Raw genomic sequence first — 12,018 nt, forward strand, 5'->3', positions numbered from 1 at the left:
CGAATTGGCAGCGGGGCAACGCAGGATCGAAAACACCTTCTCGCCGACCGTCGCCGATTCCGCGGCCGGGCGTACGGCAGGGGCGCGTCGGAGGGACAGCGCGGAACCCGCGGGAAGTGGCTGAGTATCTGTCCCGCTTTCAGCCGGCCGAGGGGGTGAACCGCGATGGCGGTTGAAGTCGGTGTTGCCTATGTATCGATCGTTCCGGAAGTCCAAGGTTTCGCGGCACAACTCCGGCAGCACGTCACCGGACCGTCGCAGACAGCGGGGCAGCAAGGCGGACAGCAAGCAGGCGAAGGATTCACCAGCAAAATGGGAGGAATCCTCAAGGGCGGGCTTGCCGGTATCGGTCTTGCTGCTGCCGGTTTGCTCACAAAGGGGTTCCTGGGCGCTCTTGACCAGGGCGCCATCAACGGAAAGCTACAGGCTCAACTCGGTGCCACTCCGGCCGAAGCGTCCCGGTATGGCAAAGTCGCGGGCCAGGTGTACGCCCGGGGCGTTACCGATTCTGTTGAGGAAGCAGCGCAGAGCATATCCGGCGTGATGCGCGCTGGAATTCTCCCGCCTGATGCAACGAATGCGCAGATTGAATCGATCACTTCCAAGGTCACGGACCTTGGAAAAACGTTCGAGCTGGACATCGGCCAGACCAGTAACGCAGTCGGGCAGATGATCAAAACTGGGCTTGCCAAAGACGGCACGGAGTCCCTTGATCTGCTGACAGCCGCTATGCAAAAAATGGGTCCGCGGGCCGATGACATGGCGGACACGGTCAACGAATACAGCACCAAATTCCGTGACCTCGGACTGTCGGGCGCCGAAGCTTTCGGACTTATGGCACAGGGCATGAAAGCGGGCGCCCGTGACACCGACACCATGGCCGACGCGCTCAAGGAATTTCAAATCCGGGCGACGGACGGCAATAAATCCAGCATTGAAGCGTACCAGGCCCTCGGGTTCAACGCCGAGGAAATGACAAGGAAAGTCGCAGGCGGCGGGAAGGGTGCCCGCGAGGGACTGCAACAGGTTCTTGATGGCATCAAGGGAATAAAAGACCCGGCGGAGCAATCCAAAGTCGCCGTGGGTCTTTTCGGTACTAAAGCTGAAGACCTCGGAAAAGCCCTGCTCGCCATGGATCCGAAAACGGCTGTGCAGGCACTCGGAGATACCGCCGGAGCGGCCGACCGGATGGGCGAAGCGCTGCATTCTGGGCCGATGGCAAGGATTCAGCAGCTCAAGCGCACCGTGGAAGTCGGTCTGACGAATTTCTTCGGCGGTACGGTGATTCCTGCGCTGATGAGTTTCGGGCGCTTCATGGCCGATACATTCGGGCCCGTCTTCAGCACGGCCAAGGATCTCGTGGGCGGATTCCTGTCGTCTTTCTCTTCCGGGGGTGGCGGCGCCTCTGTCGCCATCTTCGGGGAGACGCTGCGCACCCTCGGCGGGACCCTGCGGGACGCTCTGCTGCCGGGCCTTCAGGGGCTCGTCACTTTGGCTCGGGATACGCTTTGGCCCGCTCTACAGGGGCTAGGGCAAGTTTTCGTGACTCAGCTCGTCCCGGCTTTCATGACGCTGTACTCCGCCGTCTACAGCGCCGTAGTTCCTGTTCTCTCGTCGCTAGGCCGAATCATGCTTGAGGTGGTTTGGCCGGCAGTGATGCGAATATGGTCCGCGATCCTCACCAACTTGCAACCCGTATTCGCCTCGCTGTCTACCTTCATATCGGATCGGGTTGCCCCCGCAGTGCAGATGATCGGCGATAAACTCCGCGCTCTGGTCGACAAGTGCCGACCCCTTATCGACGTGATCGCGACCGTGGCGTCATGGCTCGGACAGTTCGCCGCGAAGATCCTCGGATTTGTGATCCCGATCGTGATACAGCTCGCCGGTCCGATTTTCTCGTTCCTTATCTCCGCGATCGGCACTGTCATCGGGTGGATAGGCAACGTGATTGGATTTCTTGGGTCCCTGGGGTCCGCGTTCATCGGAGCCATCAAATGGGTGGTCGAGTTCAGTCGTAGGGCTGTTGAGAAAATGGGTGAATTCCTCGGTTGGATGCGTGGTCTTCCCGGCCGGATCCGTGACGGTCTTGGCGATTTCGGGTGGCTGCTCGTCGGCAAAGGGCAGGACCTCGTGCGCGGCATCTGGAACGGCGTCAAAAGCATGGGGAACTGGCTCAAGAACACGCTAATCAACTGGGCGACCAGCGTTATTCCGGGCCCCATCGCGAAAGCCCTCGGGATCCGGTCTCCCTCACGTGTTCTCGCCGATCGGGTCGGGCGTTGGATTCCCGCGGGTGTCGTCGCCGGTATCGATGCCGAACAGTCCACGCTTGATGCCCGACTTCGCGCCATGGTGACCGTGCCGGACATCGGGACTCCCGCGCCGGCCGGAGCCGTCCCCCTGCCCCGCGCGGGTGCCGTTCAGGTGCCGGGGCTCGCCGAGCTGCTGCGCGCCCTGGACGCCGACCGGGGACGGGAAATCGTCGTCCGCGTCGGCGAACAGGAAATCGCTCGCGCCGTCGAGGCGGGGCAACGCCAACTTGCCAGGAGGTGAACGGAAGGTGGGCATGTGGATCGGCCGTCCCGGGGCCATGCGGGAAATCACGGACGGGGCGACGAGCTACGACCGGTCGCCGGAGATCAGCACAACGGAGTTCCGGGCGCTGTCCGGCGCGGTGACGACGTGGACGGCCCCCGTGCTGCCCCGCCGGCTCAAGATCCAGTGGGAAGCACTGGAGCGGCCGGACTACGAAGTCCTTGACCGCCTGGTGCGCCGTCTCGACGGCCCCGGGCCGGTCGCGGTAATCGACCCGCTGACACGGAATCTGCTCGGCGGGGCGCAGAGCGCGGGGACCGGGTCTCTGTCGGCGTGGTCGGGCAACGCCAAAGAGATGACCCTGTACGGCGGGGCAGCGCCCTCCGACCCGGTCACGGTGTCCGTGGACACGCTGCCGTCAAATGGCCTGTCAGACCTGAACTGGATCGGCTCCGGGTGGCCGTACGTTCCCGTGACACCGGGGATGACGGTCACCTGGTGGGTACCCGGTCTTATTGCCGCGGGGGCCGGGATCGCGCGTCTGTGCCTTTTCTGGCACGACCGCGCGACCGGGTACGTGAGTGGTCAAGTCGGGCCCCCTGAAAGGCCGTTGGTGGGCGCCGTGCCGACGCGTGGAGCATTCGTCCGCCCTGCCGTCCGTTTCAACAAGACGGGCGTGTGGGAAATGGGATTCTCGGCGCTCACGGTCGGCGATACGTCGGCGGCCCTACTCGCCGGAGACCGACCCTACGGAGAGGGGACACCGCCTTACAGCGTCACTGGCTACTCGCACGCCGCGACGGCCGGCGACGGCCGATACCGGGACGTCTCCCTAGACCTGGTGGAGGTGACCAGTGCGGCCGGGTGATAAGTCGCTGACGGACGCGCTGTCCGAGGGCGCCCGCACGGGCACACATTCGACGCGTCTCGGCGGGCGGGAGATGGCCGGACAGGTCGAGTCGTGGACGCTGGATCGGTCATACGGGACCGACCTCCCGGACGCCATGAGGGCTTTCTCCGGCTCGTCCTCGGCGCAGCTCGATCTGACGCTCGTCGGCACCGGTGGCGCGTCGGCTCCGGCGCTCTACGGCCCGTGGGCGCCGAGGGTGACGGGAGACGTCGTACGACCAGGGCAGTCGGTCACGCACGGGTGGGGAGTCGGCTCGTCCGTCCTGCCGGCGTTCCGCGGGTCGGTGCGCTCCCGGTCGGCAGCATCCGGCACGGACACGGTGCGGGTCACCGCGCTGGACGGCGCGGAGAGGTTGCGCGGACCGGCGCGACTCCCTCGGCCGAGCGGAGGTATCGACCCCAGCACCCCCTATGGTCCCGATACGAATTGGGTGGCAAGCTCCGAATGGTGCGTGGACCACCTTTTGCGTAACGCTGGGATTCACACCTGTCCGCCTCCGCGAGACGGGTGCATTCTTTATGCTTCCATGCACGGTGGCGCCGCTGCCGATATCGGGTATCTGCTGGGCCTCGGCGGGGATTGGTCGCACTGGGCACGGCGTGATGCGCCGTGGGAATGCGCCGTCACGGGTGCGTCGGATGGCACCACGTGGGCGAAATATTCGCCCGAGAAGCGTACGGTTACCCGCACTAATGGCGGGCTGTGGGTCGAAGCATGGGTGGATAATACGGATTTCAACCCCGCCGAGGACGGGACTTTTTCATTCACCCTTTCTTGGGTCTCGGCGGGCGGGAAGGTGCATTCCGTCACCATCGGGTTGGACTTCCATACCGGATCGATCACATATTCGATTCGGCAGGTCAATCCGCCTGTCGAGACTTCGCCGCTCGTGACGACTATCCCCGATATTGCAGGCTACGCCGGACGGTGGCATCTCGGATTTTGGGTGGCGGTGTCCGCATCAGGGGTTGTGACGGTCTCTGGCCATGTCCTGTCAAAATATAAGCAATGGGCAATCACAGAAGGTGACCTGCCCGGCATCACCCTGCCTCCTGGCTGCCTGGGTGATCTGACTGTGCGCCTCGGAGCCATTCGAGCAGAGGCAGTGCAACTGTCGAGACTGCGGGAAAAACCGCCCACAGACGAGGACCGCATGCAGCAAGGGAAGTGGCGGAAAGGCGCGACGCTGGACGCTCCGACGGCCCCTCTTCGGATGATCCCTGCGGTATCAGGCAGTGCGTGGGACGCCATCACGGAAATAGCGAGAGCCACTCTCTCGACGTGTGAATTCGACAGTGCGGGAATCTTTCGATGGCGCGGTCCGGGGAGATGGCAGACGACACCGGACGCCCCGGACCTCACCCTCACTTCCCGCCGAGATATCGCCTCTGTCACGGCCACTGAGGAAATAGACGCATGCCGTAATCGCATCGGCGTCAAATGGCAGAGCTGGCAAGGAGTCAAGTCAAAAAATGACAGCCTCCGCGTCATCAATACATACAGATTCGCCCCCGGGGAGCCAGGCTTGCGCATTGTCTGGCCGATTGGTGGTGACGATCTGGACATAGTGCCACCCGTCACGGCTGGCACAGTAACGGCGAATACTATTCGTTTCGTCACGCAGGACGGAAATCCGGTATTCGGTGCCATGGAGGTGAGTGCAACACGCGTCGGCGGGAAGATCTACGTACGAATGGATAACGTCAGCGACAAGACGGTATGGCTGTGGCCCCCTAAAACAGGAGACGCAACCATCGAATTCAGCACTCCGCACATTGACTCTGCCGTCTCGCCGTCCGACATCGAAACCACGGACGAGGACGACGAAAGCCAACGCGCCTACGGCGTTCAAGATTTCGTCCACGACCCGCGAGGCTGGATTCAGGACGATGCGAGTGCCGCGACCCTTGCCAGCGCGATTCGCTCGGCCGGCGCATGGCCCGTACCCCTGCTGTCCGATATCGAAATCCTCGCGGACCCGCGGATTGAGCTAGGGGACGTCGTTCGGATCCAGGATGCGACGGGGGCCGCTCTCGACACGCTTGCGTGGGTGATCGGCATCAAAACGTCGGCGGACGGTGGGGGTGCCGTGAAACAGACGCTCACGCTCCGCGGGACGACCGTCAACGGACGGCCGGCGGATGCAGGGCTTACCCCCGATCCGCCCATCGAACCGACCACCAAGAATCTGTGAGGAGGTGGAAATGGGAGACGAGGATCACGAGCCTCTTGGCGTCCGCATCGGCGCGCGGGAGATCTATGACGAAGTCGTTGCCCTCCGCACGGAGATGCGGACCATGGGCCAGGAAAGTGATGCGGTACGCGGCGAACTGGCCGACCATGAGGACCGTATCCGTTCCCTGGAGCGGTGGCGGTACGCGCTGCCGATATCCCTCCTGACAGCCGTAGTTGGCGCCGTCGTGGCAGTCGTGCAGAGCACCGGCAAGGCATAAGAGCAGAGACCGAAGCAGCCCCGTGCGGGATCGTCCGGCGGGGCTTTCGCATGCCCAAAAGAGGGGGACGAGTGGGGACCGTAGACGCGATGATTGCCGCCGCCGAGGCGGACGTTGGCTACAAGGAGGGGCCCGGGAACGACACAAAGCACGGCCGATGGTACGGAATGCCCAACGAGCCCTGGTGCGACATGGCCGTGAGCAAGTGGGCGGCGGACAGTGGGAACGCGGATGTAGTCGGCAAGTTCGCCTACTGCCCGGAGCACGTGAATTGGTTCCGCGCCCGCGGACAGTGGATCGGTAAGAACGCCCCCGCACGCCGCGGAGACGTCGTCTTCTATTCCTGGGACGGGGGCCCGCTCGCCGACCACGTGGGTCTTGTCGTCGGGGACAGCGACCCGGGCGACGACATAGAAACGATCGAGGGAAACACGTCCTCGGGCAGCAGCGGCAGCCAGGGGAACGGCGACGGGTGCTATCGGCGCACCCGGTCGCGCGCGTACGTCCTCGGTTTCGGTCGCCCCGCCTATGCCGGCTCCGGCCCGTCGCGTTCGCGGGTCACCATCGGCGGACTTTCCTACGGTTACGGCGCCCACGGTGACCACGTGACCCGTGTCGGTCGCGCCCTGGTCGCCCGTGGGTTCGGCTCGCACTACACCGAGGGACCCGGGCCGGACTGGTCGGATGCCGACACCGCCAGTTACGCCGCATTTCAGCGGAGTTTGGGTTACCGCGGTGCCGACGCGGACGGCATCCCGGGCCCGGACAGCCTTACCGCGCTGCTGGGGGAGATTCCCGGCTCGAACACAACGGAGGACGACGACATGCCCATCAGCATCGGCGAGTACAACGGGACGGAGCACCAGCTCCCGCGCGACCAGTGGGTGACCGTGGACGTGAAGGGCGTGGACCTGGTGAAGAACGCGAGCGCCTACAACGCGACGGTCTACCTGACGCTGTACGCCCCGGCCGGCGCAACGGTCCAGGGCAGGTGGTACCACCAGCGGAAGGACGGGTCCCGCTGGGACGGCCCGATCGTGGAGAGGCTGATGACCACGGGTTCGTCGTTCGTGGACTTCACGCACCAGGGCTCCATCAGCGACGGCGAGACCGCGCGCTTCGAGGTGACGTACGGAAGCGTCCCGAACGGCGACTCCCGTCCTGCTGCGATCACTGCGGCACGGGTCCGCGGCGTGTACTGGAAGGCGGACCAGTGATGATCACCTTCCTGCGCACCCATCCGGCTCGTATATACGCGGTGCTCGTCGCGACCGTCGCACTGGTTGTCCACTACGTGCCTGATCTCCCGGACGCGCTGATCCTCGCGGTGGCTGCTGCCGTCCTCGGTGTGGGCGAGACCGTGCAGCGTACCGAGGACGGGAAGACCCGCGCGGCCGGCATCGACGACCAGGGCGTGACGGACAGCCCGTTTGAGGTGGGCGAGTGACAGCGACCTACCGGCACATCGCCCTCATGGGGCAGGCACGGGCCGGTAAGGACACCATCGGCGCACGGCTCGTCCTACGGCACGGTTTCGTCCGCGCGGCGTTCGCGGATCCGCTTCGGTCCATGGCGCTGGCTGTGGACCCGGTGATCGGCGCGGAGCCGACTCCCCTCGGCGCACTGCCCATCAGGCTGTCCGACGCGATCCGTCGGCACGGATGGGAGGAAGCGAAGCAGCAGCCCGAGGTACGGCGGACACTACAACGTCTCGGCGAAGCAGTGCGCGGACTGGATCAGGCTTCCTGGCTCCGCCTAGTGCTGGACAAGGTGCGCGTGGCGGACCGCTGGGACCTCCCTGTTGTCGTCACGGACGTCCGGCACCTCAACGAGGCTGAGGCACTGCGGCGCCGCGGCTTCTTGCTCGTCCGCGTCGTGCGCCCTGGTGGTGCCGGAGCCGGCGGAGCGGCGGAGCGGACGCACGTCTCTGAGACGGCTCTGAGCGGCTATCCGGCGGACGTGACGATCACCAACGCGGGCACGCTCGCGGACCTGTACGACCAGGCCGACGGGCTCGTCGTACCGCGCTAATCAGCGGGTGGTGAGGGTGGCAGAAGAGGGACCAACTTCCTTATCTCCTGCCGCCCTCCCAACGACCAACAAACTAGGGGGACTTATGCCCGGACCCGTTCGGACGATCAAGAGGGGCGGCGCCCGTTTCTACGTTTCGCCGGAGACCGCGGAAAAGGTGCCTGGTGTCACCAGCATCGTAAGTATGCTGCCCAAGCCTTATTTGACTTTTTGGGCTGCTCGGATGACCGCGGAGACGGCCGTCGAAAATCTCGACGCGGTCAAGTCGATCGCTGCGCGGGATCCCGCCGGCGCGATCGACTACCTGCGGAACTCTCACACTCGGTACACCAAGCTGCGGGCCCGCGTCGGCTCCGACGCGCATGATCTTTTCGAGCGCATGATCCGCCTTGAGGAAATCCCGCGTGTCCACCCCGACTTGGAGCCGTACCGACTCGGCTTCGCCGAGTTCCTTACCGCCGTCCGGCCCGAACTGGTGCGCGCGGAAGATGTCGCATGGTCGGACGAGCACGGGTACGCGGGGAGTTTTGACGCGATCGTCCGTGTGCGTCTTGGAGAGGACGGCCGTCCCGACCACGAGCATGGCGAGTGGCGCACACTGCTGGTGGACTGGAAAACTTCGAAGTCTGCTTACCCGGATGTCGCCCTACAGCTTGCGGCGTACGCGCACGCGGACCGCGTGATTTCACCTGAGGGTGTTTCGGAACTGATGCCGGAAATCGACGGTGCGGCGGTTTTGCACATCACCCCGGAGGGGTGGGTTTTCAAGCCCGTGCGCGTCGATGAGGAAATCTTCAACGTGTTTCTCACCTTGCGCCACGTTTTCCAGTGGGACCGCGAGATCAGCAAGACTGTTTTCGGTCGGCCGATTGCTGAGAGCGTGCGCCGACTGATAACGGGGACGCAGCGCCGCGCAGCCTGAGTAACGCCGCAGACCAGGGTGGGTCCAATCCCGGACCTACCCTTTTTTCATGCCCAAAACCAGGGGGTTTTGTGTCACTTCGAATTTTCGAGACCGACCCGGCTGCAATGCCGCGGACAACGTTCTCTGACGACACCGTGGGCCGTTTTCACGGCGGTAAGGCGGAGAACGGTATTCCGGTCGCTCTTTCTGAGTGGCGCGTCACGACCGGAGATCCGGACGTTGCCGCGGCTATCGCTCAGCTCATGGGCGGGACACCGGTCGAGACCGACTCGACGTCGGAGAACTACATCGAAATCCTGACGACCACGAAGAAGATGAAGGTTGTGTTGTCGGGGGCCGCCGCGATTTCGTCCGACATGAAGCTGTGGAACGGCAGCAGCCTAATTCATCACTGCGACGGTGTTGAATTCCTGTCGCCGGACGAGGACCGGGGTAAGGCGTGCGGGTGCCCGGCCCTGTTGGAGGATCGGAAGGCTGCGGCAAAGAGCAAGCGGGGGCCGTCCCCGTCGATTTCTGTCACCTTCCGTCTCGCCGATGACTACGACCTTGGGATGTTCCGCTTTCAGACTGGCTCATGGAAACTCACGGAGGTTCTGCACGACGTAGAGAACGCGCTTGATCGGCAGGGCGGGGAGGCGCTGTGCGAACTCGCCCTCGAACTGGTCGAGTACACCACGAAGCGCGGACGTGACGTGTCCTACACCAAGCCGGTAATTCGTGTCCTCAAGCCGTGGAATGACGCCGTAGCGGAGCCGCCCGCATTCTAGACAGAGGGCTCCGGGAACGCCCCGGGGCCCCTCCCGCGGAAAGGAGCAATACCCATACCGATACTGGAACTCTGCGCCGGCTACGGCGGCATCGGGCGGGCCGTTGAGGCCCTGACCGGCGAAAGGGTCCGCTACGTGGCGGAGATCGATCCGTATGCGTCGCTGATCCTCGCGCGCCGGTATCCGAAAGCGTTGAACCTGGGTGACATTACCAAATTCGATTGGTCCACCATCGCGGGAACGGTGGACATAGTTACTTCCGGTTTCCCGTGTCAGGACATCAGCAACGCAGGACGACGAGCGGGGATTCATGGCGAACGGTCGGGTATCTGGAAGAGCGTCGCCGAAGCCGTTCGCATTCTTCGACCCCGTCTTGTGTTCCTGGAAAATGTCGCCGCGATCCGTTCGCGGGGCTTGGACGTCGTCGCAGCGGATTTGGCCCAGATCGGGTATGACCTGCGCTGGTGCTGCCTTCGAGCTTCCGCAGTGGGAGCCGCCCATCACAGGGATCGATGGTTCGGAATCGGAAAACCTGCTCTTCCCGACCCCCAAAAGGTCCGACGGTCCGAAGGGGTCACCAAACCAGCGGGGAACTAAAGGCGACTACGCGTTGCCGGGGGCCGTCATTCACCTGTTGCCTACGCCTACTGCAAGTATGTGGAAAGGCGTGCAGCCACTCACCCGGAAGGCATCGGCCGACAACCTTCCAACGCGAGTACACCGGTCGCTGTTCTCGCCGGATGGCTGGTGGGGCGACTACCTTCCTGCCATCCGACGATGGGAGCGCATAACACGCCGGCCGTCGCCCCCGCCCGTGGCCCCTACCGACCGGGGAGCGCTCCGACTCAACGCCTCCTTTGTCGAATGGCTCATGGGGCTCCCGGATCGATGGGTGACCGGCGTGAACGGACTGAGTCGATCACGCCGGCTGGAAGTTCTGGGAAACGGAGTGGTAAGCCAACAGGCGCACGCTGCATACGCTCATCTCATGGAAGGGGCAATGAATTCCCCGGAATCAAGTGGGTGAAACCAAGGCAATTTTCGACAGGTCTTCGCGGGTGTGGATTCGGCACCCCGATCACGACGATGACAGGGTGAGGGAATACAAGTCTACTTGGCCGAGACATGGGGTTGTCAGCGGCGGAGTAATGTCCGAGCAGGATAAACTTGCGCCACCTTCCGTAGAGGTACCTGTTTCCAGCGTGGTGTCACTTCTACCAACCCCAACTGCTTCTGACGCGAAGCGCGGTCCCGACTTCGCGAAGGCCGACCGTACCGGCGCGGGCGGTGATGATCTGGTTACGGTTGTGGCGCGGCTCTTCTCGAAAGAACGGGCCGGGAAACTGTTCAAAACCCCGACCGCGAATTTGGGTTCTAACGGCGCGCCGCAGCATCCCGACAAGCGCCGCGCCGGCGGACACGGCCCGAATCTGGACGACGAAGTAAGTTTTCTCCTTCCGGTAGACCCGGACGAGGCCGAAGAAACCCCGCCCGGTGTTTTCCACTCTCCTCCGGACTGGTGGGCGGAGTACGCGCCCGCCGTACGACGCTGGGAAACCCTCATGGGTACCCCGGCGCCGATTCCCGTGGAATTCGGTCCGCGCGGTGGGCGACGGCTTGCGTCCGTCTTCGCTGAATGGCTGATGGGTTTGCCGCGGGGCTGGATCACGCATATCCCGGGCCTGAATCGCGCAAGGCAACTCAAGGCCGCTGGGAACGGGGTCGTCTCGCAGCAGGCATTCACCGCATATCTGCACTTGATGAACTACAAAGAAGAGGGGTAAGCCCATGGGAAAACGAGGGGTGGTCACCGACTACGGCGGGGAGGAACTTTATCGCGGAGACCTGATTGCCTATGCCGCGAGGCAGGGGAATCGGGTCCGGATGGCCGACGCGATCGTAGACAAGGTAACCACGCGGCTCGTCGACGGCCGTCTTAGGGGGATGCTTCGCGTCCGCCCGACCGGTATCGAATCGGGATTCGCTAAGCGCCGGTCGCTCCGTAAGGAGTGGATTAGCAGTGAGCACGTCCGTCTCGTCATCCCGGACGTGACGGGCGAGCGGCACGGATAGAGCGTCAGGACATTGACCGGAGGGCGCCCACTGCGGGCCCCTCCGGTTTTCTTGTTTGAGGGGGAAAATTGGAAAGAGTGATCAGTGCGGACTCTGCTCCGGCACTCGGAGATGTGCGCGCCATGGGACGCGGTGACGTGCTGTGGCTCCGACCGGGATGGGAGCGCCGACCGGACGCGATGCGGTACATCCTCGCTGCCGCACACGCGATGGGACAGGGGGCTCTGATTCGGCGAGGTGATGCCGAGTGAGTGCGGCGCTCGTCATCGGGGCGGCATTCTGCATGCTGCTCGTTCTGCTCACGGTTGCTATCGCTGTGCT

General features: G+C 64.0%; 12 protein-coding genes. All 12 read left to right on the forward strand.

The genetic code is table 11. The features are described from left to right. Window positions 1-165 precede the first annotated feature (165 nt). The 12 genes from JNW98_RS09270 to JNW98_RS09325 all read left to right on the forward strand — a co-directional run bounded on the left by JNW98_RS09270 (window position 166) and on the right by JNW98_RS09325 (window position 11,697). Window positions 166-2,556, forward strand: a complete 2,391-nt coding sequence (locus tag JNW98_RS09270; RefSeq protein WP_223767638.1) for a phage tail tape measure protein — start codon at window positions 166-168, stop codon at window positions 2,554-2,556. 7 nt (window positions 2,557-2,563) lie between these two features. Then, window positions 2,564-3,406: a hypothetical protein gene (locus tag JNW98_RS09275; RefSeq protein ID WP_223767639.1), complete on the forward strand. Its 843-nt coding sequence runs from the start codon at window positions 2,564-2,566 to the stop codon at window positions 3,404-3,406. Window positions 3,407-3,974: 568 nt separating this feature from the next. Continuing rightward, window positions 3,975-5,642, forward strand: coding sequence for a hypothetical protein (locus JNW98_RS09280; RefSeq protein WP_223767640.1), 1,668 nt, complete (start codon window positions 3,975-3,977; stop codon window positions 5,640-5,642). 10 nt (window positions 5,643-5,652) lie between these two features. Further along, window positions 5,653-5,901 carry a hypothetical protein gene (locus JNW98_RS09285; RefSeq protein ID WP_223767641.1) on the forward strand — a complete coding sequence of 83 codons (249 nt, stop codon included), beginning with the start codon at window positions 5,653-5,655 and terminating at the stop codon, window positions 5,899-5,901. A 167-nt stretch (window positions 5,902-6,068) separates the two neighbouring features. Then, window positions 6,069-7,118, forward strand: a complete 1,050-nt coding sequence (locus JNW98_RS09290; protein ID WP_223767642.1) for a peptidoglycan-binding protein — start codon at window positions 6,069-6,071, stop codon at window positions 7,116-7,118. Next, complete coding sequence (locus JNW98_RS09295) at window positions 7,118-7,348, forward strand: hypothetical protein (RefSeq protein WP_223767643.1); 231 nt, start codon at window positions 7,118-7,120, stop codon at window positions 7,346-7,348. The genes JNW98_RS09290 and JNW98_RS09295 overlap by 1 nt, the downstream gene beginning before the upstream one ends. Then, complete coding sequence (locus tag JNW98_RS09300) at window positions 7,345-7,932, forward strand: deoxynucleotide monophosphate kinase family protein (RefSeq protein ID WP_223767644.1); 588 nt, start codon at window positions 7,345-7,347, stop codon at window positions 7,930-7,932. The genes JNW98_RS09295 and JNW98_RS09300 overlap by 4 nt, the downstream gene beginning before the upstream one ends. 184 nt (window positions 7,933-8,116) lie before the next feature. After that, window positions 8,117-8,854: a hypothetical protein gene (locus JNW98_RS09305; RefSeq protein ID WP_223767645.1), complete on the forward strand. Its 738-nt coding sequence runs from the start codon at window positions 8,117-8,119 to the stop codon at window positions 8,852-8,854. A 71-nt stretch (window positions 8,855-8,925) separates the two neighbouring features. Beyond that, complete coding sequence (locus tag JNW98_RS09310) at window positions 8,926-9,624, forward strand: recombination directionality factor (RefSeq protein ID WP_223767646.1); 699 nt, start codon at window positions 8,926-8,928, stop codon at window positions 9,622-9,624. Between the two features lie 111 nt (window positions 9,625-9,735). Next, entirely contained in the window at window positions 9,736-10,221 is a 486-nt protein-coding gene (locus JNW98_RS09315; RefSeq protein ID WP_263420580.1) for a DNA cytosine methyltransferase, read from the forward strand. Window positions 10,222-10,772: 551 nt separating this feature from the next. Next, window positions 10,773-11,408 carry a DNA (cytosine-5-)-methyltransferase gene (locus tag JNW98_RS09320; protein WP_223767647.1) on the forward strand — a complete coding sequence of 212 codons (636 nt, stop codon included), beginning with the start codon at window positions 10,773-10,775 and terminating at the stop codon, window positions 11,406-11,408. 19 nt (window positions 11,409-11,427) lie between these two features. Beyond that, entirely contained in the window at window positions 11,428-11,697 is a 270-nt protein-coding gene (locus tag JNW98_RS09325) for a hypothetical protein (RefSeq protein WP_223767648.1), read from the forward strand. The last annotated feature ends 321 nt before the right edge of the window (window positions 11,698-12,018 follow it).

The organism is Streptomyces huiliensis, from assembly GCF_020037025.1.
GTDB lineage: Bacteria > Actinomycetota > Actinomycetes > Streptomycetales > Streptomycetaceae > Streptomyces > Streptomyces huiliensis.